Annotated in this window: 22 protein-coding genes, 1 rRNA gene and 1 pseudogene; 10 read left to right on the plus strand and 14 right to left on the minus strand. The window is 71.6% G+C overall.

Features of this window, described 5'->3' with window-relative positions:
• Together RH94_RS34770 and RH94_RS34775 are read right to left on the minus strand one after the other, a co-directional pair.
• A 16S ribosomal RNA gene (locus tag RH94_RS34770) occupies window positions 1-73 on the minus strand; the annotation flags it as partial.
• Window positions 74-506: 433 nt separating this feature from the next.
• Window positions 507-1157, minus strand: a complete 651-nt coding sequence (locus RH94_RS34775; protein ID WP_073952294.1) for a DNA-3-methyladenine glycosylase — start codon at window positions 1155-1157, stop codon at window positions 507-509.
• A gap of 141 nt (window positions 1158-1298) precedes the next feature.
• Between RH94_RS34775 and RH94_RS34780 the strand changes: the two genes are divergently transcribed.
• The 3 genes from RH94_RS34780 to RH94_RS34790 all read left to right on the plus strand — a co-directional run bounded on the left by RH94_RS34780 (window position 1299) and on the right by RH94_RS34790 (window position 3333).
• The gene (locus RH94_RS34780; RefSeq protein WP_073952295.1) at window positions 1299-2081 is read left to right on the plus strand and encodes a sporulation protein; all 783 of its coding nucleotides are present in this window, start codon (window positions 1299-1301) and stop codon (window positions 2079-2081) included.
• 43 nt (window positions 2082-2124) lie between these two features.
• Complete coding sequence (locus tag RH94_RS34785) at window positions 2125-2664, plus strand: YbhB/YbcL family Raf kinase inhibitor-like protein (protein ID WP_073952296.1); 540 nt, start codon at window positions 2125-2127, stop codon at window positions 2662-2664.
• Window positions 2665-2826: 162 nt separating this feature from the next.
• The gene (locus RH94_RS34790; RefSeq protein ID WP_073952297.1) at window positions 2827-3333 is read left to right on the plus strand and encodes an HNH endonuclease; all 507 of its coding nucleotides are present in this window, start codon (window positions 2827-2829) and stop codon (window positions 3331-3333) included.
• A gap of 11 nt (window positions 3334-3344) precedes the next feature.
• Here RH94_RS34790 and RH94_RS34795 read toward each other — a convergent pair whose 3' ends face one another.
• The 3 genes and pseudogenes from RH94_RS34795 to RH94_RS34805 form a co-directional block, all read right to left on the minus strand.
• Window positions 3345-4289 (minus strand): SPFH domain-containing protein, encoded by a 945-nt coding sequence (locus RH94_RS34795; protein ID WP_073952298.1) that lies wholly within the window; start codon window positions 4287-4289, stop codon window positions 3345-3347.
• 143 nt (window positions 4290-4432) lie between these two features.
• Complete coding sequence (locus RH94_RS34800; RefSeq protein WP_073952299.1) at window positions 4433-4864, minus strand: NfeD family protein; 432 nt, start codon at window positions 4862-4864, stop codon at window positions 4433-4435.
• Window positions 4865-5185: 321 nt separating this feature from the next.
• A pseudogene (locus tag RH94_RS34805) lies at window positions 5186-5716 on the minus strand (ABC transporter ATP-binding protein); the annotation flags it as partial.
• 152 nt (window positions 5717-5868) lie between these two features.
• On the opposite strand from RH94_RS34805, the gene RH94_RS34810 reads away from it, so the two are divergent.
• Window positions 5869-6663, plus strand: coding sequence for a hypothetical protein (locus RH94_RS34810; protein WP_073952301.1), 795 nt, complete (start codon window positions 5869-5871; stop codon window positions 6661-6663).
• 198 nt (window positions 6664-6861) lie between these two features.
• Here RH94_RS34810 and RH94_RS34815 read toward each other — a convergent pair whose 3' ends face one another.
• Both RH94_RS34815 and RH94_RS34820 read right to left on the minus strand, forming a co-directional pair.
• Window positions 6862-7500, minus strand: coding sequence for a response regulator (locus RH94_RS34815; RefSeq protein ID WP_073952302.1), 639 nt, complete (start codon window positions 7498-7500; stop codon window positions 6862-6864).
• Window positions 7493-8638 carry a GAF domain-containing sensor histidine kinase gene (locus RH94_RS34820; protein ID WP_073952303.1) on the minus strand — a complete coding sequence of 382 codons (1146 nt, stop codon included), beginning with the start codon at window positions 8636-8638 and terminating at the stop codon, window positions 7493-7495. Before RH94_RS34820 ends, RH94_RS34815 begins: the two co-directional genes overlap by 8 nt.
• Before the next feature lie 273 nt (window positions 8639-8911).
• Here RH94_RS34820 and RH94_RS34825 point away from each other — a divergent pair, with 273 nt between their 5' ends.
• From RH94_RS34825 to RH94_RS34835, 3 genes are all read left to right on the plus strand, one after another.
• Entirely contained in the window at window positions 8912-9607 is a 696-nt protein-coding gene (locus RH94_RS34825) for an SDR family NAD(P)-dependent oxidoreductase (RefSeq protein WP_073952304.1), read from the plus strand.
• Window positions 9604-10737, plus strand: a complete 1134-nt coding sequence (locus RH94_RS34830; RefSeq protein WP_073952305.1) for an S-adenosylmethionine:tRNA ribosyltransferase-isomerase — start codon at window positions 9604-9606, stop codon at window positions 10735-10737. Before RH94_RS34825 ends, RH94_RS34830 begins: the two co-directional genes overlap by 4 nt.
• A 297-nt stretch (window positions 10738-11034) precedes the next feature.
• A complete protein-coding gene (locus tag RH94_RS34835) occupies window positions 11035-11778 on the plus strand; it encodes a transglycosylase SLT domain-containing protein (protein ID WP_073952306.1) in 744 nt (247 codons plus the stop codon).
• Window positions 11779-11875: 97 nt separating this feature from the next.
• Here the strand turns inward: RH94_RS34835 and RH94_RS34840 are convergent, their stop codons facing one another.
• A complete protein-coding gene (locus RH94_RS34840) occupies window positions 11876-14422 on the minus strand; it encodes an ABC transporter ATP-binding protein/permease (protein ID WP_073952307.1) in 2547 nt (848 codons plus the stop codon).
• A 241-nt stretch (window positions 14423-14663) separates the two neighbouring features.
• On the opposite strand from RH94_RS34840, the gene RH94_RS41005 reads away from it, so the two are divergent.
• Window positions 14664-16493: streptophobe family protein (locus tag RH94_RS41005; protein WP_234426262.1), on the plus strand; the 1830-nt coding region annotated here is incomplete at its 3' end.
• 110 nt (window positions 16494-16603) lie between these two features.
• Window positions 16604-17812, plus strand: a complete 1209-nt coding sequence (gene serB, locus RH94_RS34850; protein WP_073952308.1) for a phosphoserine phosphatase SerB — start codon at window positions 16604-16606, stop codon at window positions 17810-17812.
• 78 nt (window positions 17813-17890) lie between these two features.
• Here serB and RH94_RS34855 read toward each other — a convergent pair whose 3' ends face one another.
• From RH94_RS34855 to RH94_RS34865, 4 genes are all read right to left on the minus strand, one after another.
• Entirely contained in the window at window positions 17891-18409 is a 519-nt protein-coding gene (locus tag RH94_RS34855) for a SixA phosphatase family protein (protein WP_073952309.1), read from the minus strand.
• A gap of 118 nt (window positions 18410-18527) precedes the next feature.
• Complete coding sequence (locus RH94_RS34860; protein WP_073952310.1) at window positions 18528-18734, minus strand: hypothetical protein; 207 nt, start codon at window positions 18732-18734, stop codon at window positions 18528-18530.
• 216 nt (window positions 18735-18950) lie between these two features.
• Window positions 18951-19070, minus strand: a complete 120-nt coding sequence (locus RH94_RS46245) for an SGM_5486 family transporter-associated protein (RefSeq protein WP_267893417.1) — start codon at window positions 19068-19070, stop codon at window positions 18951-18953.
• A gap of 50 nt (window positions 19071-19120) precedes the next feature.
• Complete coding sequence (locus tag RH94_RS34865; protein ID WP_079189317.1) at window positions 19121-20443, minus strand: CynX/NimT family MFS transporter; 1323 nt, start codon at window positions 20441-20443, stop codon at window positions 19121-19123.
• A gap of 100 nt (window positions 20444-20543) precedes the next feature.
• On the opposite strand from RH94_RS34865, the gene RH94_RS34870 reads away from it, so the two are divergent.
• Window positions 20544-21236, plus strand: a complete 693-nt coding sequence (locus tag RH94_RS34870) for a FadR/GntR family transcriptional regulator (protein ID WP_073952312.1) — start codon at window positions 20544-20546, stop codon at window positions 21234-21236.
• 238 nt (window positions 21237-21474) lie between these two features.
• Here the strand turns inward: RH94_RS34870 and fabI are convergent, their stop codons facing one another.
• The gene (fabI, locus tag RH94_RS34875) at window positions 21475-22242 is read right to left on the minus strand and encodes an enoyl-ACP reductase FabI (protein WP_073952313.1); all 768 of its coding nucleotides are present in this window, start codon (window positions 22240-22242) and stop codon (window positions 21475-21477) included.
• A 5-nt stretch (window positions 22243-22247) separates the two neighbouring features.
• Window positions 22248-22967: a 3-oxoacyl-[acyl-carrier-protein] reductase gene (gene fabG, locus RH94_RS34880; RefSeq protein WP_073952314.1), complete on the minus strand. Its 720-nt coding sequence runs from the start codon at window positions 22965-22967 to the stop codon at window positions 22248-22250.
• Window positions 22968-23158 lie beyond the last annotated feature (191 nt).

The following is a 23158-nucleotide window of genomic DNA, read 5'->3' on the forward strand; positions in this document are numbered from 1 at the left end:
TTCATCGTTCGACTTGCATGTGTTAAGCACGCCGCCAGCGTTCGTCCTGAGCCAGGATCAAACTCTCCGTGAATGTCTACCGGTAATCCGGTGCCACACACGGGAGCGGAACCGGAGGGGAGGAATAATCCCCTTCGGTTCACAGCGTCCTCGCTGTGTTTTTTCAAAGGAACCTCGTCCCGGCCGTGACGGCCGGAGACGGGGTATCAACATATCTGGCGTTGATTTTTGGCACGCTGTTGAGTTCTCAAGGAACGGTCGCTTCCTTCGTACTCACCCTCGCGGGCTTTCCTCCGGGCGCTTCCCTTCGGTGTTCACTACGTTAGCCGATTCTCCCGGTAACTCATAATCGAGTCTCGCGAGTTCGAATCCGGATGCACAGGCGCACCGGAGCCGACCCCGCTGAGGGGGTTCTCGGTAGGTAGTGGGTTGACCGCTCCGGCTGCAGGCAATGGCCGTACCCGGTTCAGCGGCTCGGGCTACGTTACGCACCTTCCCTCGGCGAGTCAACTTCGACGGCGCCGCGGCACGTGGGCGCGGTAGGGACTCACCGTCGGGTCGTCGGCGACCCAGAAGCGCCAGGGGTGGGCCTGTCCGCAGCCGCCCTCGCCGGCGACTCCGGTGCGCGGGCCGTTGCGTACCTGGTCGGGGAGTGTCGGGGCGCCGGTCAGGATCCGTATGGAGGTGTCGCCGACGGCGCAGGCGTCGGTGCCGTCGAGGGTGCGGTCCACGTCCAGGGCCGCGGCCAGGCGGGCGGGGCCCTTGGCGAGTTCCTTGTCGCTGCGGGCCGAGGGCCGACGGGCGCGGGCCAGCTCGGCGCCCTCGACGATCTCGCCGGCCCGGAGCAGGACCCCGCTCGCCCGGCCCTCCGGTCCGCACACCAGGTTCATGCAGTGCCACATGCCGTAGGTGAAGTAGACGTAGACGTGGCCGGGCGGACCGAACATCACGCCGTTGCGGGCCGTGCGACCGCGGTAGGCGTGGGAGCCCGGGTCGTTCGGGCCGTCGTAGGCCTCGACCTCGGTCAGGCGCAGGGTGATCGGGCCGTCGGGGGTCGTACGCACCAGGAGGCGGCCCAGCAGGTCGGGGGCGACCTCCAGAACGGGGCGGTCGAAGAACTCTCTGTGCAGGGGCGTACGGTCCGAGGGCGCGATCATGACTTCCGAGCGTAGCCCAGACAGGTGGACGTCCGTCCGTGTTCGGGGCCTGCTCCCCCTTACCGCTGTGGGGGCGGGCGTGGAACCGGTGGTGGTCGGATCGCGTTTGTAGGGGTCGGAGATCCACGTAAAGGGAGAGTCATGGGGTTCAAGAAGCTGCTCGCGAGCCTCGGCGCCGGCGGTGCCTCGATCGAGACGGTGCTGCACGAGGTCAACGTCGTGCCGGGCGGGGTCGTCCAGGGGGAGGTACGGATCGAGGGCGGCTCGGTGAACCAGCAGATCGAGGGGCTGTCGGTCGGGCTGCAGGCGCAGGTCGAGGTCGAGAGCGGCGACCAGGAGTACAAGCAGGACATCGAGTTCACCAAGGTGCGGCTCGGTGGGGCCTTCGAGCTGCAGGCGGGGGCCGTGCACGCGGTGCCGTTCGGGCTGGAGATCCCGTGGGAGACGCCGGTCACGATGATCGAGGGGCAGGCGCTGCGGGGCATGCACGTCGGGGTGACCACGGAGCTGGCGATCGCGCGTGCCGTGGACTCCAGTGACCTGGACCCGGTCAACGTGCATCCGCTGCCGGCACAGCAGGCGATCCTGGACGCGTTCATCCGGCTCGGCTTCCAGTTCAAGAACGCGGACCTGGAGCGCGGTCACATCCGTGGAACGCGGCAGCGGCTGCCGTTCTACCAGGAGATCGAGTTCTACCCGCCGTCGCAGTACCGGGGACTGAACCAGGTCGAATTGAGTTTCGTGGCCGACGAGCACGCCATGGACGTGGTGCTGGAGATGGACAAGAAGTCGGGTCTGTTCAGCGAGGGCAGCGACACGTTCCGGTCGTTCCAGGTGGGTCTGCACGACTACCAGGGGACCGACTGGGCGGCGTATCTCCACCAGTGGATCGCCGAGGTCGGCAGCAGGCGTAACTGGTTCTAGGCTCGGGAACCGGAGATCCAGGAAACGATCAGGAGGTACCGAGGTGACCGAGCTCAAGAGGCGGCCGCTCCCCCACGACTTCCACCCGCCCGTGCCGTCGTTCACGGTCACGAGCGACGACGTCCGGGAGGGCGCGACACTCAAGGACGCTCAGGTCCACGCGGGCGGGAACACCTCGCCGCAGCTGCGCTGGGAGGGTTTCCCTCCGGAGACCAAGAGCTTCGCCGTGACCTGCTACGACCCGGACGCCCCGACGGGCAGCGGGTTCTGGCACTGGGTGGTGTTCGACATCCCGGCCTCCGTGACGGAGCTGCCGGCGGGTGCGGGCGGCGGCAAGTTCGAGGGGCTGCCCGAGGGTGCCGTGCACGCGCGCAACGACTACGGGACGAAGGACTTCGGGGGCGCCGCGCCGCCGCCCGGGGACGGGCCGCACCGGTACGTCTTCACGGTGTACGCCGTCGACCGGGAGAAGCTGGGTCCGGACTCGGACGCCTCTCCCGCGGTGGTGGGCTTCAATCTGCGCTTCCACGCGCTGGCGAGGGCCCAGCTGATCGGTGAGTACGAGAACCCCGCCGAGGGCTGAGTCCCGCGCGGCGCAGGCCCGCGTTCGCTGAACGTTTGCCCGTCTCCGGTCTTGGGATCGACCGGGGGCGGGCATTTATTGCGTTGTCCCGTCCCGGCGTGCCGGTCAGAGTTGATCCAGCCCGCCACGGGGTGGGCCGGTGCGCACGGGAGGTGGGCTGGAATGCGGGACACGCTGGTGCTGAACGCGAGTTTCGAGCCGCTGTCGACGGTAACGCTGAAGCGAGCCGTCGTACTGGTGCTGCAGTCGAAGGCCGTGGTCGAGCAGGCCCACCCCGAGCTGCGGATGCGGGGTGCGGCGGTGGACATACCCGCGCCCCGGGTGATCCGGCTGTGCCGGTACGTGCGCGTGCCCTTCCGAAGACAGGCTCCGTGGTCGAGGAGGGGTGTGCTGGTACGGGACCGGCACCAGTGCGCGTACTGCGGGCGGCGGGCGACGACCGTGGACCACGTGGTGCCGCGGTCGCAGGGCGGGCAGGACACCTGGCTGAACACGGTGGCCTCGTGCGCGGAGGACAACCACCGCAAGGCGGACCGGACTCCGGAGCAGGCGGGGATGCCGTTGCTGCGGGAGCCGTTCGAGCCGACGCCGGCTGACGCGATGCTTCTGGCGCTGGGGCGGGAGGAGTTCGAGGCGCTTCCCGCCTGGCTGTCCCGGTCGGCCGCGTAGGACTGGGCTGCTCAGTCGATGGACGGCTTCTCGCGTCGTTCCGTGCTCGTACCGGCGTTGCCTCCGCCCGAACCTCCGCCCAGGGAGCCGAAGTTGCCGATGGCTCCGGACAGGCCCTTGAGGGCGTCGCCGATCTCGCTGGGGACGATCCAGAGCTTGTTGGCGTCGCCCTCGGCGATCTTGGGGAGCATCTGGAGGTACTGGTAGGAGAGCAGCTTCTGGTCGGGGTCTCCGGCGTGGATGGACTCGAAGACCGTGCGGATCGCCTGGGCCTCGCCCTCGGCGCGCAGGGCGGCGGCCTTGGCCTCACCTTCGGCGATCAGGATCGCGGACTGCTTCTCGCCCTCGGCGCGCAGGATTTCGGACTGCCGGACACCCTCGGCCTGGAGGATCGCGGCGCGCTTGTCGCGGTCGGCGCGCATCTGCTTCTCCATCGAGTCCTGGATGGAGGTCGGGGGCTCGATGGCCTTCAGCTCGACGCGGTTGACGCGGATGCCCCACTTGCCGGTGGCCTCGTCGAGGACGCCGCGCAGGGCCGCGTTGATCTCCTCGCGGGAGGTCAGGGTGCGTTCGAGGTCCATGCCGCCGATGATGTTGCGCAGCGTGGTGACGGTGAGCTGCTCGATGGCCTGGATGTAGCTGGCGACCTCGTAGGTGGCGGCGCGGGCGTCGGTCACCTGGTAGTAGATGACCGTGTCGATGTTGACGACCAGGTTGTCCTGGGTGATCACCGGCTGCGGCGGGAACGGGACGACCTGTTCGCGCAGGTCGATGCGGTTGCGGATGGTGTCGATGAACGGGACGACGATGTTGAGGCCCGCGTTCAGCGTCCGTGTGTAGCGGCCGAAGCGCTCGACGATGGCGGCGCTCGCCTGTGGAATGACCTGGATGGTCTTGATCAGGGCGATGAAGACCAACACCACCAGAATGATCAGGACGATGATGACCGGTGCCATCGTTGCTGCCCGTACCCCTTCTCCGCCTCGGCTCTTTCGGAAGATCTTGTGACTGTTGAAGATCTTGCTGGTCGAGTCTGACAGACCGTCGTGCACCTCGTGGGGCGTTCGGTCCACTTGCGTCGTTGCCCGGTGGCGGGCGGTCACATGACGACGGCGGTGGCCCCCTCGATGTCCACGACGTCCACCTGTTCGCCGACTTCGTAGGCGCGGTCGGTGTCGAGTGCGCGCGCCGTCCAGATCTCCCCGGCGAGCTTGATACGGCCGCCGGAGCCGTCGACGCGTTCGAGCACGACGGCCTGCTTGCCCTTCAACGCGTCGACTCCCGTGGCCAGTTCGGGGCGCTGTTTGCCGTGCCGGGCCGCGATGGGCCGGACCACGGCGATGAGGGCGACGGAGACCACGACGAAGGTGAGCACCTGGACGACGACGCCGAAGCCGAAGCCGGCGACGATCGCGGCGACGACGGCGCCCACCGCGAACATGCCGAACTCCGGCATCGCGGTCACCACGAGCGGAATTCCGAGCCCTGCCGCGCCGACCAGCCACCACACCCATGCGTCGATGTTGTTCACATGGTCATGGTAGGCCGCGGGGGACGACGGCGGACAGGGTGCGGTGAAGGGGGATCAGGACAGCGGCAGGCCCCGGGCGGTCCAGCGGTCGCCGGCCTGCTCGACGACGAGCGGGAGGCCGAAGCACAGGGAGAGGTTGCGGGAGGTCAGTTCGAGCTCCAGGGGGCCGGCGGTGAGGACCTTGCCCTGGCGGATCATCAGGACGTGGGTGAAGCCGGGGGCGATCTCCTCGACGTGGTGGGTGACCATGATCATCGAGGGGGCGATCGGGTCGCGGGCGAGCCGGCCGAGGCGGCGGACCAGGTCCTCGCGGCCGCCGAGGTCGAGACCGGCGGCGGGTTCGTCGAGCAGGAGCAGCTCGGGGTCGGTCATCAGGGCGCGGGCGATCAGGGTGCGCTTGCGCTCGCCCTCGGACAGGGTGCCGAACTTCCGGTCGAGGTAGTCGCTCATGCCGAGGCGGTCGAGGAAGGCGCGGGCGCGCTGCTCGTCGATGTCCTCGTACTCCTCCTGCCAGCCCGCGGTCATGCCGTAGGCGGCGGTGAGCACGGTCTGCAGCACGGTCTGGCGCTTGGGGAGCTTCTCGGTCAGGGCGATGCCTGCCACGCCGATGCGGGGGCGCAGCTCGAAGACGTCGGTGCCGGGCCGGCCGAGGGTCTCGCCGAGGAGGGTGGCGGTGCCGGTGGTGGGGAAGAGGTAGGTCGAGGCGATGTTCAGCAGGGTGGTCTTGCCGGCGCCGTTGGGGCCGAGGATGACCCAGCGCTCGCCCTCCTTGACCGACCAGGAGACCTGGTCCACCAGAGCCCGGCCCTCGCGGACCACGGATACGTCCTGAAGCTCCAGAACATCGCTCATGAGCGCGTTGTCTCCCCTTGCAGTGTGCCGCCGGTCTCGGCCGTCGCGTACGCCTGTGGCTCGGTCCGCCGCGCCGGTGGGCGCAGCCCCCAACGAATCTACGCCACGAGCCGGGCGGGGCGGCCCATCGGTCCTCTCCTTAGGGTGGAGGCATGCTCTCGGAACCGCGTTCTGGACGCCTTGCCGCTTGGGGAAATGCCCTCTTGTCCGGACATGTCTCGCCGGACGACGCCGTGCTCGCCATGGTCGGGGACGATGCCGTCCACCGGGTGGAGGGGCTGCCCGGGGAGTCGGGGCCGGTCGGGCTCACGCTGGCCCTGGGGCGGCTGCGGACGCTCGGGGTGAGTGCGCTGCGGGTGGCGCTGCCCGCACCGGGGCATCCGCTGGGGCTGAGCGGGCCGCCGGAGTTCAACGCGCGGGCGCTGGAGGCCGAGGAGGCCGTGATCTGTCACGGGGCCGCTTTCGGGCTGGTGCCCCAGGTGTACGAGGCGGGGCCCGAGGGCGATGTGCACGTCGAGGTGGTGTGGCACGTGCTGCCCGTGCGGGAGGCGCCGCCGGCCGACGTGCCGTCGCTGGGTGAGGCCGAGCGGGAGCTGGCGGAGGCGTTGCGGGAGGCGACCCGGGCGCTGTCGCGGCTGGATGTGGCCGGGTCGGGGCCGGTGGCTCAGGCGGCGATCGACGCGTACCGGGCGCGGGCCGAAGGGGGGCGTGGGCGGGAGGTGCTGGCGCCCGGGTATCCGCCGCGGGCGGCGCGGGTGCTGGAGCTGGCGCAGCGGGTGGGGCTGCTGGTGTCGCTGGCGTACGAGAAGGGGCACGGGGGTGCGGTGAGCGCGTCCGAGATCGGGGCGCGGGGGGATGTGCTGCGGGGGGTGGAGCGGACGGCCCGGCGGGCGCAGGTCGCGGCGTACAACTCCGTTGTGGAGGAGCGGGAGAAGGGGGTGCGGTGAGCGTGGGTCGACCGGTGGCCGGTGTTGCGCTGTGGGGGCGGGTCGCGCGACCCGGCGTCTGCGGGGCACCGTCCGCGGGCACACGTGCCGCCCAGGCGGCACGTGTGCCCGCGGGTTACGGGCACGTGGCCGCCCGCGGGATTGCGGGGGCAGCGCGGCCGGCTGCGGGTTGCGCGCGGTCGGCCGTGGGGTGCGGGGTCAGCTCACTCCGTGGCGTACCGCCCACAGGGCGGCCTGGGTGCGGTCGGAGAGGTCCAGTTTCATCAGGATGTTGGAGACGTGGGTCTTGACGGTCTTCTCCGAGAGGACCAGGGTCCGGGCGATCTCGCGGTTGGAGCGGCCGTCGGCTATGAGGGCGAGGACCTCGCGCTCCCGTTCCGTCAGGGAGGTTCCGCGGCCCTGGCCGGTGGTGGTCTCCTCCTGGGACAGCAGCGCGTTCGCCACCTCCGGCTGGAGGAGTACGTGGCCGGCGTGCACCGAGCGGATGGCTCCGGCGAGGGCGTCGGGGTCCACGTCCTTGTAGACGTACCCGGCGGCGCCCGCGCGCAGGGCCGGGACGACCGTGCGCTGTTCGGTGAAGCTGGTGACGATCAGCACGCGCGCGGGGTTGCCGAGTTCGCGCAGCCGGCGCAGTGCCTCGACGCCGTCCATGACGGGCATCTTGACGTCCATGAGGACGACGTCGGGCCTCAGTTCCTCGGCCCGGGCGACGCCTTCGGCGCCGTCGGCCGCTTCGCCCACGACCTCGATGTCGTCCTGCACCTCCAGGAAGGTGCGCAGGCCCCGGCGGACCACCTGGTGGTCGTCGACGAGCAACACCTTGATCGGTTCAGCCACCGGGGACCTCCATCTCGATCACGGTGCCCTTGCCGGGCGCCGATTCCACCGTCAGCCGGCCGCCGACACCGCTCGCCCGGTCCCGCATGGAGACCAGGCCGAGGTGGCGGCCGGCCCGGCGTACCGCCCTGGGGTCGAAGCCGGTGCCGTCGTCGGTGATCCGCAGGACGGCACCGCGGCCGTGGCGGTCCAGGGTGACGTCGACGTGTTCCGCCCGTGCGTGCCGCAGCGCGTTGTGCAGGGCTTCCTGGGCGACCCGGAGCATGGCCTCCTCCTGGGCGGCCGGCAGGGCGCGCGGGCCGCGGGCGGTGAAGGTGACGCGCGCGCTGTGGGCGCGGTCGAGGACCTGGATCTGGGTGCGGAGGGTGGCGGCCAGGCCGTCCTCGTCGAGGGCCGCGGGGCGCAACTCCACGACGGCGGCGCGCAGTTCGTCGGTCGCTTCGGCGGCGAGGGCGGCCACCTGCTGCAGTTCGCCCTTGGCCCGCACCGGGTCGCGGTCGACGAGGGCGGCGGCGGCCTGGGCGGTCAGGCGCAGGGAGAACAGCTTCTGGCTGACCGCGTCGTGCAGTTCGTGGGCGAGGCGGGAGCGCTCCTCGGCGATGGTCAGCTCGCGGCTGCGTTCGTAGAGGCGGGCGTTGGTGAGGGCGATCGCGGCGTGCTGGGCGAGGATGGAGAGCAGTTCCTCGTCCTCCTCGGTGAAGCCGCAGCTGCCCTCGGGCTTGGGGCAGCGCTTGTTCGCCAGGAACAGCGCGCCGATGACCTCGTCGCCGTCGCGGATCGGCAGCCCCAGGAAGTCGGACATCTCCGGGTGGGCGGCCGGCCAGCCCTCGAAGCGCGGGTCCTTGCGCACGTCCGCGATGCGCTCGGCCTTCGCCTCGCGCAGCATCGCGGCGAGGACGCCGTGCTGGCGCGGGAGCGGGCCGATGGCCCGCCACTGGTCCTCGCTGACCCCGTCGACCACGAACTGGGCGAAGCCGCCGTGGTCGTCCGGTACGCCGAGCGCGGCGTACTGCGCGTCGAGCAGCTCGCGGGCCGAGGCGACGATCGTCTTCAGGACGTCGCGCACCTCGAGGTGCCTGCTCATGGCCAGCAGCGCGGAACTCACCGCGGCGAGGCCGGACCGGGGGCCTTGACTCATGTCCTCACGGTACCGGCGGGGTACGACACCGCGGATCGGCCCCGTGGCGGCCCTGTCCGGGCCGCTGGACCTAGGTCCGCGGGCCGAGCGCGAGCGGCCCGGGCCGACGGGACCGGGTCGCCCGCCCTACGGCGAAGGGCCCCGCCGGTTTGCGGCCCGCGTCCGAGGCGGCGCCGGGGGCGCCGTTCCTACGTTGGGCGGCGCGCCGGTCAGGAGGCGCACGAGGACGGCCCGGCGGCAAGGACCGGGTGTCATGAACAGGGAGCGGGTGTCATGCCGGTAGCGGTCATCACAGGGGCTTCGAAGGGGCTGGGGCGGGCGCTGGCCGAGGCGCTGGCCGCGCGCGGCTGGGATCTGGTGCTCGACGCCAGGGGTGCGGAGGTGCTGGGGGAAGCGGCTCGGGCCGTCTCCGCGCACGGCACGCGCGTGGAGGCCCTGCCCGGGGACGTCACGGACGCCGGGCACCGGGCCGGACTGGTGGCGGTGGCACGCGAGCTGGGCGGGGTCGACCTGGTGGTGCACAACGCGAGCGCGCTGGGCGCGGAGCCGCTGGTGCGGCTGGCGGAGCTGCCCCTGGAGGGGCTGCGCCGGGCGCTGGAGGTGAACGCGGTCGCCGCGCTGGGGCTGGTGCAGGAGGCGCTGCCGCTGCTGCGGGAGTCGGCGCGCGGCACGGTGATCGCGGTGAGTTCGGACGCGGCCGTCGAGGCGTACGGGACGTGGGGCGGCTACGGGGCGTCGAAGGCGGCGCTGGACCACCTGGCGGCGGTGCTCGCCGAGGAGGAGCCGGGGCTGCGGGTGTGGGCGGTGGACCCGGGGGACATGGCCACCGACCTGTACGCGGCGGCCGTACCGGACGACGACGCCCCGCGTCCGGCGCCGGGTCATGTGGTGCCGGCGTTCCTGCGGCTGCTGGAGGAGCGTCCGGCGAGCGGCCGCTACAGCGCGCCCGCCCTGCTGGAGGGGCGATGACCCTGGCCGTGCGGGTTCCGCGGGAGCTGTCGGCGCGGGTGCCGGCCGAGCAGCGGGGTCCCGGGCTGGACCGGGACGCCGTACGTCTGCTGGTGTCGCACGGCACCGAGGTGTCGCACCACGCCTTCCGGGAGCTGCCGCGGCTGCTGCGCGCCGGGGACCTGTTGGTGGTGAACACCTCCCCCACGCTGGCCGCCGCGGTGGACGGGCGGATGGGGCACGCGCGCGTGGTGGTGCACTTCTCCACGCTCGGGGACGACGGTCGCTGGGCGGTGGAGGTACGGGACCCGGACGGGGCGGGTACTACGCGCGCGCGTAAATCAAGCAGGGCGCGAAGCGCTCCTCGCAAGGGTGGTGGGAGACGGGCGGGCGTGCCCGCGGATGCGGAGGTGGTGCTGCCCGGGGGCGTGCGGCTGGTGCTGGAGGAGCCGCTGAGCGCGCGGAGTGCGCGGCTGTGGTGGGCGCGGGTGTCGGGGCCGTCGGTGCTCGGGATGCTGCGGGTGCACGGCCGGCCCATCCGTTACTCCTACACGGAGCGGGACCAGCCGCTGTCCGTGTACCAGACGGTGTTCGCGGTGCCGTCGGCCGACGGCTCGGGCAGTGCGGAGATGCCGAGCGCGGCACGTCCCTTCACGGAGCGGCTGGTGGCTCGGCTGGTGAGCCGGGGGGTGCTGTTCGCGCCGGTCGTCCTGCACACGGGCGTGGCCTCGGCCGAGGCGCACGAGCCGCCGTATCCGGAGCGGTTCTCGGTGCCCGGGGCGTCGGCCCGGCTGATCAACGGCGTACGGGCGGGCGGTGGCCGGGTGATCGCGGTGGGGACCACGGCGGTGCGGGCCGTGGAGTCGGCGGCCGGGCCGGACGGTGTGGTCCGGGCGGCCTCGGGGTGGACCGATCTGGTGGTGACGCCCGAGCGCGGCGTACGGGTCGTGGACGGGCTGCTGACCGGGCTGCACGAGCCGGAGGCCTCACATCTGCTGATGCTGGAGGCGGTCGCGGGACGGGCCGCGGTCGACCGCGGTTACGAGGAGGCCGTCCGCGGGCACTATCTCTGGCACGAGTTCGGCGATGTGCATCTCGTCCTTCCGGCGAAAACCACTCACCCGGAGCGTTGCGACGGCAACCAGGAGTGAGGAAACCCCTCCCCCGGTGTGAGGCCGCGCATAGGGCGCACATCACGTACGAAGCGACATAGGAGACACAGGACCCCTAGATGAACGGGACAGATGGTCCGATCTGTCCCGTTTTATCTATTCCCGTTCCACTACCCGGCTTCGTACGTCACACCTTTGCCCGCTGATTTTGCGGCAGCTAAGAATTACTCCCGTCGCTCAACGCCGCGGATCTCCGTTCGCGGCGTTTGCGCGGGAAGGACCCCCTCCCGCAGTCCGGAGAGCGACCTCCGCGCTACTCGAAGAGGTCCATTCGCCATGCCCGCAAACTTCCGCCTCCGTGCTCACAGCCGTGCCCTGACCAAGCGCCGCAAGCTCGTCGGCGCCGGTGCGGCCGCCCTCGCCGCCGCCGCCCTGGCCGTCTCCGCCGCGCCCAGCCAGGCCGAGACGCAGACCAGCGTCGCCGCCTCCGCGGCCCCGGTGCAGCTGAGCGCCCAGCCGATCCAGGGTGTCAAGGCCAGCGTCACCGACCAGCTCGCCGCTGACAGCGTGAAGATCCAGGCCATCGAGGCCAAGAAGCAGGCCGCCGTCAAGAAGGCCGCCGCCCAGGCCGCCGCCGAGAAGACGGTCGTCAAGCAGGCCTCCGCCAAGAAGGCCCGGGCCGCGCACCAGGTCAAGCAGTCCGCGAGCCGGTCCGCCGAGCGCCCGCAGATGCAGACGGTCGCCGCCTCCACCAGCTACGGCAACAACCTGGACGGCTGGATCCGGCAGTCGCTGGCCATCATGAAGCAGCACAACATCCCTGGCTCCTACCACGGCCTGCACAAGAACATCATGCGGGAGTCCTCGGGCAACCCCAGGGCCATCAACAACTGGGACATCAACGCCCGCAACGGCGTCCCGTCCAAGGGCCTGCTGCAGGTCATCGAGCCGACCTTCAGGGCGCACCACGTCCCCGGCACGTCCCACGACATCTACGACCCGGTCGCCAACATCACCGCCGCCGCCAACTACGCGGCCAAGCGGTACGGCTCGATCGACAACGTCAACAGCGCGTACTGACGTACCGAGGCCGGCGCGGACCTCCGACGAGACGCGAAAAGGGCGGCACCCCGTTGCGGGGTGCCGCCCTTCGGCGTCATGACACGGCCTTCCGCGGTTACTTGCGCATGACCTCCGGCTCGTGGCGGCGCAGGAAGCGCGCCACCAGGAAGCCGCAGACCACGCCGAGGGCGATCAGCGCGCCCATGTCGACGGCCCAGGCCGAGGCCGCGTGGTCCCACAGCGGGTCGGTGCTGGAGGGGTCGTCGGTGTTCGGGGCGATGTTGTTGAAGTCCAGCGTGGTGCCGGCGGCGGCCACCGCCCAGCGCGACGGCATCAGGTACGAGAACTCGTTGACGCCGATGGTGCCGTTCAGGGTGAACAGGCAGCCGGTGAAGACGACCTGGACGATCGCGAACATGACCAGCAGCGGCATGGTCTTCTCGGCGGTCTTCACCAGCGAGGAGATGACCAGGCCGACCATCATCGAGGTGAAGCCGAGCCCCATGATCGGCAGGCACAGTTCGAGCAGCGTCGCGTTGCCGAGGACCAGGCCCTTCTCCGGGATCTCCCGGCTGGAGAAGCCGATCAGGCCGACCATCAGGCCCTGCAGCACGGTGACGATGCCGAGCACGACCACCTTCGACATCAGGTACGCCGAGCGGGACAGGCCGGTCGCGCGTTCCCGCTCGTAGATCACCCGTTCCTTGATCAGCTCACGGACGGAGTTCGCGGCCCCCGCGAAGCAGGCACCGACCGCGATGATCAGCAGCACCGTGGTCGCCGTGCCGTTCGGGATGTGCAGCCCTGTCTTCGGGTTGACCTGCGGGTTGACCAGCAGCCCGCGGTTGTGGTCGATGAGCAGGCTGACCGAGCCGATCACCGCCGGCAGGATCACCGACAGCGCCAGGAAGCCCTTGTCGGAGGCGATCACCGCCATGTACCGCCGGATCAGGGTCAGCAGCTGCGAGCCCCAGCTCTGCGGTTTGGGCGGCTTGATGGCCTGCGGCGGCGGCGCGTGTACGGACTGCGGGGCGACGGCGTCGATGTCCGCGGCGTACATCTGGTAGTGCTGCGAGCCCTTCCAGCGGCCCGCCCAGTCGTAGTCGCGGTAGTTCTCGAAGGCGGAGAAGACGTCGGCCCAGGTGTCGTAGCCGAAGAAGTTCAGCGCCTCCTCGGGCGGGCCGAAGTAGGCCACGGCGCCGCCCGGCGCCATCACCAGCAGCTTGTCGCACAGCGCCAGCTCGGCCACCGAGTGGGTGACGACGAGGACGGTGCGGCCGTCGTCGGCCAGGCCGCGCAGCAGTTGCATGACGTCGCGGTCCATGCCCGGGTCGAGGCCACTGGTCGGCTCGTCCAGGAAGATCAGCGATGGCTTGGTGAGCAGTTCCAGGGCCACCGAGACGCGCTTGCGCTGGCCGCCGGAGAGGGAGGTGACCTTCTTGTCCCTGTGGACGTCCAGCTTCAGCTCGCGCAGCACCTCGTCGATGCGGGCCTCGCGCTCGGCGGCCGTGGTGTCGGCCGGGAAGCGCAGCTTGGCCGCGTACTTCAGCGCCTTCTTGACGGTCAGTTCCTTGTGCAGGATGTCGTCCTGCGGGACCAGGCCGATGCGCTGGCGCAGCTCGGCGAACTGCTTGTAGAGGTTCCGGTTGTCGTAGAGGACCTCGCCCTGGTCGGCGGGCCGGTAGCCGGTGAGCGCCTTGAGCAGGGTCGACTTGCCGGAGCCGGACGGGCCGATGACCCCGACCAGCGACTTCTCCGGGACACCGAAGGAGACGTCCTTGAGGATCTGCTTGCCGCCGTCGACCGTCACGGTCAGCTGGCGGGCGGAGAAGGACACCTCACCGGTGTCGACGAACTCCTCCAGCCGGTCGCCGACGATCCGGAACGTCGAGTGGCCGACGCCGACGATGTCGGTCGGGCCGAGCTGCACCGAGCCGCCCTTGGGGACCGGGTGACCGTTGACGTACGTGCCGTTGTGCGAGCCGAGGTCGCGGATCTCGAAGCGGCCGTCGGGCGTGGCGTGGAACTCCGCGTGGTTGCGGGAGACCTGGAGGTCGGAGACGACCAGGTCGTTCTCCAGGGCGCGGCCGATGCGCATCACACGGCCGAGCGAGAACTGGTGGAAGGTGGTGGGGCTGCGGTCGCTGTAGGCGGGCGGCGCGCCGGCGGCACTCCCGGGGCCGCCCTGCTGGGGCGGGATCGACGGTGCCTGCGGCCCCTGCTGCGGTTGCTGCGGTTGCTGTCGGCCGGCCTGCGGCGCCTGGTGTTGCGGTGCCTGCTGCTGTGGTGCCTGCTGCTGCACCCAGCCGGGATCGGCGCCCTGGGCGGCGTACGGCTGGGGCTGGGCCTGCGGCGTGCCCACGGCGGCCGCGGCGACGGAGAGATTCAGACGCGGTCCGTCGGTCGCGTTGCCGAGATGCACCGCCGCGCCGGGACCGATCTCCAACTGCTGGACCCGTCGGCCCTGCACGAACGTGCCGTTGGTGCTGCCGTGGTCCTCGAGGACCCAACTGCGGCCGTTGAAGCTGACCGTGGCATGCCGCCAGGAGACCCTGGCGTCGTCGAACACGATGTCTCCCTGGGGATCGCGTCCCAGGGCATAGGACCTGGCCGGGTCGAGCGTCCAGGTCCGTCCATTGGTTTCCAGTACGAGTTCCGGCACTCCAAGCCCCACTGAGTTGTCCCCCGATTTACCCCCGTCACAGGGAGTCTAGGGATGTCGAACATCGTGGGGAACTATTTCAGGCTCCGCTCCCTGACCGAAACCCGGGCCTTGTGAAGAGTGAGGACGTCCGCTTCGACCGTTTCCCGTTGACGGGGTTGAAACCGGGCCGGAGAGTGGTATTCCACGCGAGGGGGACATGCGCGGCGGCCGGGCCGCGCCGCGGATCGGGGGGTCTGCCATGAGCGCTGCCACTCAGGCCGGGGCCGCGAGGCGCGGTGCGCGCCTGCCCTGGCTGGATGTACTGCTGTCCGCGATCACCTCCGTGAGCTGGGCGTTGATCGGCATGGCGGGCACGGCGGCGCTGGGTCTGCACCTGCTGCGGGCCGACTCCGCGGGGTCGCTCGGGCCAATGACCGCCGCGGTGGTGGCACTTGGGGCGGGTGGTTCGGTCACGTCGTCCGGTGATGTGTCCGCGTTCGGTCTGAAAGGCGCCGAGGCGCACACCGCCCTACAGATCACGCCACTGGGGGTGAGCCTGGTCGGGGCGCTGCTGCTGTCGTGGTTCTTCCTGCGGTCCCTGCGCACGGCGGGAGTTGTGATCGCCCCGGCCGAACTCCTCGCCCGGACGGGCGCGGTGGTGGCGCTGTTCGTGGCGATGCTGGGCGGGCTGGCCTGGGCGGGGCACGACGTCGTCACGATCGACGGGGGCCCGCTCGGGCTGGGCGGGCTGCCGGGCGGCGGAGGGTCGGGGAACGTGCGCATTCCCGGGCTGGGCGACCTGGGGAACATCGGCGGTCTGCTCCCCGACGACATCGGCGGGCTCATCGACGCCAAGACGTCGGTCGGCTTCACCGTCGACACGGCGCCGACCCTGCTGGGCGGGCTCGGCTGGTCGGCCGGGATCCTGCTGATCGCCCTGCTCGCCTCGCGCCGTACACCGTTGCCGCGCGGCTGGGACGTCGTGCACCGGGTGGTGCGGCCGGCCGTGTCCGCGCTGGTCACGGTGGTGATGGTCGCGGTGGCGGCGGGCCTCGCGGCGGCGGCGTACGCGGCGGTCGGCGACGACCGTCCCCGGCGTATCGCGGGCGCCGCGCTGCTCGGCACGCCCAACGGGGTGTGGCTCGGCATCCCGGTCGGCCTGTTCGTCCCCTTCGACGGCCACGCGACCGGCGAACTGGCCAAGCTCCTGCCCGACCCCCTGGACAAGTTCCTGACCGTGCGCTCCGACCAGCCGGTCACGCTGTCCCGGCTGGCCGACATGGACGGCCGGGTATGGCTGCTGGGGGTGGCGGCGGCGCTGACGATGCTGCTGGCGGGCGTCCTGACGGCGGTACGGACGCCAGTGGGGACGGGGCAGGGCGCCCTCGGTCTCGCGGGGCGCTGCGCGCTGCGGCTGGGCATCGCCACCGCGCTGGCGCTTCCGCTGCTCGCGTGGCTGACGGAGGTGTCCGTGAACGCGTCCCTGTCCGTCCTCGGCTTCGACGCCTTCGGCGCGGGCCTGGAACTGCACGGCCACCCGGGCACGGCGTTGCTCCTGGGCGCAGTGTGGGGTGCCGGGGCGGGCGCGGTGGGTGCCCTGATGGCCCACGCCGCCGGAGCGGCGGGGCGGCGGGCGGCGCCGTTGGCACGCGGTGACATACGGGGTGGCCCGGGGCAGGGGGCCGGGGGCGGTGCGGGCGAGGCCCGGCGTCCCGAGCGGACGGGGCGGCAGGCCGGCCCCTACACGCCCGGTACGCCCTACCGGCCGCCGAACCCGGCCACCAACCCGTATCTCCGCCTGCCCGGTGAACCGCGCTCCCCGGGGCCCCCGGAGGACGCCCGCCCGCCGGACGGCCGGGGGCGGGACGGCCGGGGGCAGGACGGCCGGGGGCGGGACGGCCGGGGGCAGGAGGGCGGGGCGGCGCCCTCCGGGCGGACGGGGGCCGGGAGCGGCGGGCGGCCTCGGCCCGGGCCGCCGACCGACGACGTCTACGGCGCCCCGACGGTGATCGGCCCCATGGAGCCGCCCTCGCGTCCGCCCGGGCGACGTGCGGGCACATGGCCGGACGACGGTCCGCCGCCCCCGCCTNNNNCCCGCCGAGGCCTCCCCACCCCCCGAAGAAGTGACGCTCGTACTGTTGTCCGTCAGGTGGACCTGGAAGGCGTGCGGCACTGGGTGCCGGATACGGTGGAAATATCATGAGCGCTTCGCAGACCTCTGACGATCCCACCCTTCTCGTCAAGATCTTCGGGAAGGACAGGCCGGGCATCACGGCCGGACTCTTCGACACCCTCGCCGCCTACTCCGTCGACGTGGTAGACATCGAGCAGGTCGTCACCCGTGGCCGTATGGTGCTGTGCGTGCTCGTCACCCAGCCGCCCGCCGGACTCGACGGCGATCTGCGGGCCACCGTGCACAGCTGGGCCGAGTCGATGAAGATGCAGGCGGAGATCATCTCCGGCCGCGGCGACAACCGGCCGCGCGGCCTCGGGCGCTCCCTGGTCACCGTGCTCGGCCATCCGCTCACCGCGGAGGCGACCGCCCGGATCGCCGCGCGGATCACCGGGACCGGCGGCAACATCGACCGTATCTTCCGGCTGGCCAAGTACCCGGTGACAGCGGTGGAGTTCGCGGTGTCCGGCGTGGAGACGGAGCCGCTGCGCACCGCTCTGGTCACGGAGGCGGCGGCACTCGGTGTCGATGTGGCGGTCGTCGGCGCGGGCCTGCACCGGCGGGCACAGCGGCTGGTGGTGATGGACGTGGACTCCACGCTCATCCAGGACGAGGTGATCGAGCTCTTCGCCAAGCACGCCGGCTGCGAGGACAAGGTCGCCGAGGTGACGGCGGCCGCGATGCGCGGCGAGCTGGACTTCGAGGAGTCGCTGCACGCGCGCGTGGCGCTGCTGGCGGGGCTGGACGCCTCGGTGGTGGACGAGGTGCGCAGCGAGGTGCGGCTGACTCCGGGCGCGCGCACCCTGATCCGTACGCTCAAGCGGCTCGGTTACCAGGTGGGTGTCGTCTCGGGCGGGTTCACGCAGGTCACCGATGATCTGAAGGAGCGGCTCGGGCTGGACTTCGCGCAGGCCAACACGCTGGAGATCGTCGACGGGAAGCTGACGGGCCGGGTCACCGGCGAGATCGTGGACCGGGCGGGCAAGGCGCGGCTGCTGCGCCGGTTCGCCGCGGAGGCGGGCGTTCCGCTGTCGCAGACGGTCGCGATCGGTGACGGCGCCAATGACCTGGACATGCTGAACGCGGCCGGTCTCGGGGTCGCCTTCAACGCCAAGCCGGTGGTGCGGGAGGCGGCGCACACCGCGGTGAACGTGCCGTTCCTCGACACGGTCCTGTATCTGCTCGGGATCACCAGGGAAGAGGTCGAGGCGGCGGACGCGCACATGGAGGACTGAGCGGTTCACGAGAGGCGGCCCGGCACCCACGCGGCGCCGGGCCGCCTCTCGCTCGGGCTCTCCGCACGGGCCGTCGGGCTACTCCGACGGCGCCCAGTAGTCGAGCAGCGTGGCCACGCCCGGCTCCAGGGTCTTCCAGGAGCCCTCGAAGGACACCAGGGCGAACGCCGCGGCCGGGAATCCGCGGCGGGTCATCCGCTCGCGGGCGTCACCCTCGGCCGAACCGGACAGCACCTCGGCCAGACCCTGGATGCCCGGGTTGTGGCCGACGAGGATGAGGTTCCGCACGTCGTCCGGCGTTTCGTTGAGCACGGCGATCAGCTCGCCGGGCGAGGCCTCGTAGACCCGCTCCTCGTAGACGGTTTTCGGCCGCTGCGGCAACTCGTGGACGGCGAGCTTCCAGGTCTCACGGGTGCGGGTCGCGGTCGAGCACAGGGCCAGGTCGAAGGGGACGCCGGTGCCGGCGAGCCTGCGGCCGGCGACTGCGGCATCCTTGCGGCCCCGCTCGGCGAGCGGCCGTTCGTGGTCGGTCACCTGCGGCCAGTCGGCTTTCGCATGCCGGAAGAGGACGATCCTGCGGGGTTCTGCGACGCTCATGGCACCCAGCTTCGCATGAAACAGGCCACGTGGCGCAGGGAGTTGACATGGGACTTCTCGGCCGGCGCGGGCGGCACGGGGACGGGCCCGAGAGTGCCGGGGCGGAACGGCGCGGGCGTCACCGGGTGAGCAGCTCCTGGACACGCTGGAACAGCTGGGTGAGCGCGGGGCTGCTGGCGGCCGCGTGGGCGTCCGCCGGGTTCCGTATCAGGGCGAGGAGCGCGACGAACGCCAGGACGGGCAGGGCCAGGGCCCACCACGGCAGCCGGGAGTCGACGCCGCCCGTGGTCGCCGGGTGGGGCCGGGTGTGCGTACGGGCCGGCATGATCGCCTCCGCTGGTCTCCGAGGTCCGTGGACCGCCTCTCGCGGTCACAATTCGAAGCTACGGAATCCGCGCTCCCCGGCCCATCCGGTGATCCACCCACTCGACCCTGACCCTCACCCCCTAGGGGATGGGGGGATATCCCCACCACCGACCCTGATACGGCGGGGTCACGGGGGTGCGGCCGGTCACGACCGACTGCGCCCCCGGCGCGGCCGTCACGGCGACACGAGGGTCGCGATGACAGCGATGATCACGAAAATGGCGAAGAACGCGCCGAGCACGATCAGCAACTTCTTCTGGCCGTTCTGCGGGTCCGGGTCGAGCACAGGCTGCATGCGCCCCAGTCTCGCACCCTTCGCCCGGAAGGCGGCCTCCGGGGCCCGCCTCAGGGCGTCGCCTCGTCCTCCACCGTGCGGTTGCGGCCGGCCAGGTAGCCCACCACCATCTGCGGGACCATCAGCCCGGTCATGAGGGCGAGGGGCGCCCCCCAGCCGCCGCTGTTCTGGTACAGCACGCCGACCAGCAGCGGCCCCGGGATGGAGATCAGGTAGCCGGTGCTCTGGGCGAACGCGGACAGCTGGGCCACGCCCGGCCCGGTCCTGGCCCGCATGCCGACCATGGTGAGCGCGAGGGGGAAGGCGCAGTTGGCGATGCCGATGAGCAGGGCCCAGGCCCAGGCTCCGGCGGCCGGCGCGAAGTACAGACCGGCGTAGCCGGCCAGGCCGCAGACGCCGATCACCAGCACGATCGGTCCCTGGTGCGGCAGCCGGGTGGCCAGGCGCGGGATGACGAAGGCCAGCGGTACGCCCAGCACCATCGTGAAGGCGAGGAGCAGCCCGGCCGTGCCGGCGGGGACGCCCGCGTCCCGGAAGATCTGCGCCATCCAGCCCATCGTGATGTAGGCGGCGGTGGCCTGGAGCCCGAAGAAGACGGCCAGTGCCCAGGCGGTACGGCTCCGGGTGATCCGCAGGGCCGGGGCCTGCGCCTCCCGCGCGGAGGCTGCTTCCTCCCCCACCGGTCCGGTGCGGGCCGGCGCCTGCGCGGCGGGCCCGTCTCCCCGGCCCCGCAGCAGCGGCAGCCACGGCAGCACGGCCACCGCGGCGAGCAGCGCCCACACCGAGAGCCCGGACTGCCAGCTGTGGCCGAGGGCTCCGGCCAGGGGCACGGTCACCGCGGCGGCGGACGAGGTGCCCAGGGCGAGGGCCATCGAGTACAGGCCGGTCATGGAGCCGACCCGGTCCGGGAACCAGCGCTTGACGATGACCGGCATCAGGACGTTGCTGACGGCGATGCCCGCCAGCGCGAGCGCGCTGGCGGCCAGGAAGGCGGGTGTGCCGCCCACGTAGGGCCGTACGACCAGTCCGGCGGCGATGGCGACCATGCCCGCGCACACCACCGCGGCGGGTCCGAAGCGGCGGGCCAGCCGGGGTGCCATGACGCCGAAGACGGCGAAGCAGAGCGGGGGCACGGAGGTGAGCAGACCGGCCACGCCGCCGCTCATGCCGAGCGCGGCGCGGACCTCCTCCAGGAGCGCGCCGAGGCTGGTGATGGCGGGGCGGAGGTTCAGCGCGGACAGCACGATGCCGGCGACGACCAGGCGCGTCGTCCACGCGCGCGTGGACGCTCCGCCGCCTTCCCGGGCGGTGGTGGTCGTGGTCCTGGCCCGTCCGGTCGACGAGGTCGCGGTCCGGGTTTCCTCACTTGGCATGGGATCCATCATAGAATGATGGGATGATTTGCCGTCCATACTGTCCACGCCGTCCACGGAGCGGGCGGCGCCTTCCGGGTCCCCCGTGCGAAGGTGTGTCATGACTCTGAGCCTTCCGCGCCGGTCGGCACTGTCCGAACAGGTCATCGCCGCACTGCGGCACCAGATCACCTCGGGCGAGTGGCCGGTCGGCTCCCGCATCCCGACGGAGCCGGAGCTGGTGGAACAGCTCGGCGTCGCCCGCAACACCGTCCGCGAGGCGGTCCGCGCGCTCGCCCACAACGGCCTGCTGGACATCCGTCAGGGCTCCGGCACGTACGTCGTGGCCACCAGCGAACTGGCGGGAGTGATGCAGCGCCGGTTCGCCGGGGCCGACCCACGGCACATCGCCGAGCTGCGCTCCGCGCTGGAGTCGGCCGCGGCGCGGCTGGCCGCCGAGCGGCGCACCGAGAAGGACCTCAAGCAGCTGCACGCGCAGCTGTTGCGCCGCGAGGAGGCCTGGGAGTCCGGCGACAAGGAGGCGTTCGTGACCGCGGACGCCACGTTCCACCTGGCGGTGGTGTCCGCCTCGCACAACGACGCCATGACCGCGATGTACGCGGACCTGGGCGAGGTGCTGCGCGACCGGCTGCGCGCGAACGTCGGCGCGGAGCTCACTCCGGACACGTACATGGACCACGCCCGGCTGCTCGACGCCATCCGCGCGGGCGACACCGAGACGGCCGCCGCCGAGGCCGCGAGCTACCCACTGCTGTGCCGCCCGGGCCGCTTCACCCCGCCCGCCGACGACTGACCCGGCACGACAGGGCGTCGGCCCCGCCGCGCGTACGGCGAAGGCGGACCCCCGCGACGTCGGCGACCGGCCCTTGGCCACAGCGCCCCGCTCACTTGCCCCCTGGCCACGGCCCCCGGGTGGCCGAAGATCCCCTGACGGCGGAGGGCCCCTGACGGCGGAGGGCCCCTGACGGCGGAGGGCCCGCACCCCCAGGGGGTGCGGGCCCTCCAGCACATCGGCCAAGCTCAGCGCAGCGTCACGCGCCGATGGCGTGCAGACCGCCGTCCACGTGGATGATCTCGCCGGTGGTCTTCGGGAACCAGTCGCTCAGCAGTGCCACGATGCCGCGGCCGGCCGGCTCGGGGTCCTTCAGGTCCCACTCCAGCGGGGCGCGGGTGTCCCACACCGAGGCCAGCTCGCTGAAGCCCGGGATGGACTTGGCGGCCATGGAACCGAGCGGGCCGGCGGAGATGAGGTTGCAGCGGATGTTCTGCTTGCCCAGGTCGCGGGCGATGTAGCGGCTGGTGGCCTCCAGGGCGGCCTTGGCGGGGCCCATCCAGTCGTACTGCGGCCAGGCGTACTGGGCGTCGAAGGTGAGGCCGACGACCGAACCGCCGTTCTGCATCAGCGGCAGGCAGGCCATGGTCAGCGACTTCAGCGAGAACGCCGAGACGTGCATGGCGGTGGAGACCGACTCGAACGGCGTGTTGAGGAAGTTGCCGCCGAGCGCGTCCTGCGGCGCGAAGCCGATGGAGTGCACGACGCCGTCCAGGCCGCCGAGCTCCTCGCCGACGACGTCGGCCAGACGGCCCAGGTGCTCGTCGTTGGTGACGTCGAGCTCGATGACCTTGGCGGGCTTCGGGAGCTTCTTGGCGATGCGCTCGGTCAGCGTGGGCCGCGGGAAGGCGGTGAGGATGATCTCGGCGCCCTGCTCCTGGGCCAGCTTGGCGGTGTGGAAGGCGATGGAGGCCTCCGTCAGCACACCGGTGATCAGGACGCGCTTGCCCTCGAGAATTCCGCTCATGGTGATCAGTGACCCATTCCCAGTCCGCCGTCAACAGGGATGACGGCTCCAGTGATGTACGAGGCGTCGTCCGAGGCGAGGAACCGCACCGCCGCGGCGATCTCCTCCGGCTGCGCGTACCGGCCGAGCGGCACCTGCCCCATGATGTTCTCGCGCTGCTCGTCGGAGAGCGCCCGGGTCATGTCGGTGTCGACGAAACCGGGGGCGACGACGTTGAAGGTGATGTTGCGCGAGCCCAGCTCACGGGCGAGGGACCGCGCGAAGCCGACCAGGCCGGCCTTGGAGGCGGCGTAGTTCGCCTGCCCCGCCGAGCCGAGCAGCCCGACGACCGAGGAGATCAGGACGACCCGGCCCTTCTTGGCGCGCAGCATGCCGCGGTTGGCGCGCTTGACGACGCGGAAGGTGCCGGTGAGGTTGGTGTCGACGACCGAGGTGAAGTCCTCCTCGGACATGCGCATCAGGAGCTGGTCCTTGGTGACGCCGGCGTTGGCGACGAGGACCTCGACGGGGCCGTGCTCGGCCTCGATCTCCTTGTAGGCCTGCTCCACCTGCTCGGGGTCGGTGATGTCGCACTTGACGGCGAGGCAGCCCAACTCCTCGAGGGCCGCCGGCGGCTCCCCCGACCGGTACGTGATCGCGACCTTGTCGCCGGCGTCGGCGAACGCGCGGGCGATGGCGAGGCCGATGCCCCGGTTGCCTCCTGTGACGAGAACCGAGCGGCTCAACGGATCACCCTTTCGATAGCGGTCTGTCAGCGTTCCGACAACCGCCCGAGCACGTGGACGGCAGGCGGCTTCCCCGAAAACCTATCGGTCCGACCACGTCGAAGGGCAATCCGGCACCGACAGTGGCGCCTCCCGGCTCCTGTCGGGTTCCTACAGTCGGGAATCCCTGGCCCGCTCAGTTCACGGCGGGG

Source organism: Streptomyces kebangsaanensis, from assembly GCF_001906585.1.
Lineage (GTDB): Bacteria > Actinomycetota > Actinomycetes > Streptomycetales > Streptomycetaceae > Streptomyces > Streptomyces kebangsaanensis.

Bases quoted from the DNA above. Each gene is read 5' to 3' on its own strand.
- RH94_RS34775 (WP_073952294.1), bottom strand. From the start codon at position 1,157: ATGATCGCGCCCTCGGACCGTACGCCCCTGCACAGAGAGTTCTTCGAC.
- RH94_RS34780 (WP_073952295.1), top strand. From the start codon at position 1,299: ATGGGGTTCAAGAAGCTGCTCGCGAGCCTCGGCGCCGGCGGTGCCTCG.
- RH94_RS34790 (WP_073952297.1), top strand. From the start codon at position 2,827: ATGCGGGACACGCTGGTGCTGAACGCGAGTTTCGAGCCGCTGTCGACG.
- RH94_RS34795 (WP_073952298.1), bottom strand. From the start codon at position 4,289: ATGGCACCGGTCATCATCGTCCTGATCATTCTGGTGGTGTTGGTCTTC.
- RH94_RS34810 (WP_073952301.1), top strand. From the start codon at position 5,869: ATGCTCTCGGAACCGCGTTCTGGACGCCTTGCCGCTTGGGGAAATGCC.
- RH94_RS34820 (WP_073952303.1), bottom strand. From the start codon at position 8,638: ATGAGTCAAGGCCCCCGGTCCGGCCTCGCCGCGGTGAGTTCCGCGCTG.
- RH94_RS34825 (WP_073952304.1), top strand. From the start codon at position 8,912: ATGCCGGTAGCGGTCATCACAGGGGCTTCGAAGGGGCTGGGGCGGGCG.
- RH94_RS34830 (WP_073952305.1), top strand. From the start codon at position 9,604: ATGACCCTGGCCGTGCGGGTTCCGCGGGAGCTGTCGGCGCGGGTGCCG.
- RH94_RS34835 (WP_073952306.1), top strand. From the start codon at position 11,035: ATGCCCGCAAACTTCCGCCTCCGTGCTCACAGCCGTGCCCTGACCAAG.
- serB (WP_073952308.1), top strand. From the start codon at position 16,604: ATGAGCGCTTCGCAGACCTCTGACGATCCCACCCTTCTCGTCAAGATC.
- RH94_RS34855 (WP_073952309.1), bottom strand. From the start codon at position 18,409: ATGAGCGTCGCAGAACCCCGCAGGATCGTCCTCTTCCGGCATGCGAAA.
- RH94_RS34860 (WP_073952310.1), bottom strand. From the start codon at position 18,734: ATGCCGGCCCGTACGCACACCCGGCCCCACCCGGCGACCACGGGCGGC.
- RH94_RS46245 (WP_267893417.1), bottom strand. From the start codon at position 19,070: ATGCAGCCTGTGCTCGACCCGGACCCGCAGAACGGCCAGAAGAAGTTG.
- RH94_RS34865 (WP_079189317.1), bottom strand. From the start codon at position 20,443: ATGCCAAGTGAGGAAACCCGGACCGCGACCTCGTCGACCGGACGGGCC.
- RH94_RS34870 (WP_073952312.1), top strand. From the start codon at position 20,544: ATGACTCTGAGCCTTCCGCGCCGGTCGGCACTGTCCGAACAGGTCATC.
- fabI (WP_073952313.1), bottom strand. From the start codon at position 22,242: ATGAGCGGAATTCTCGAGGGCAAGCGCGTCCTGATCACCGGTGTGCTG.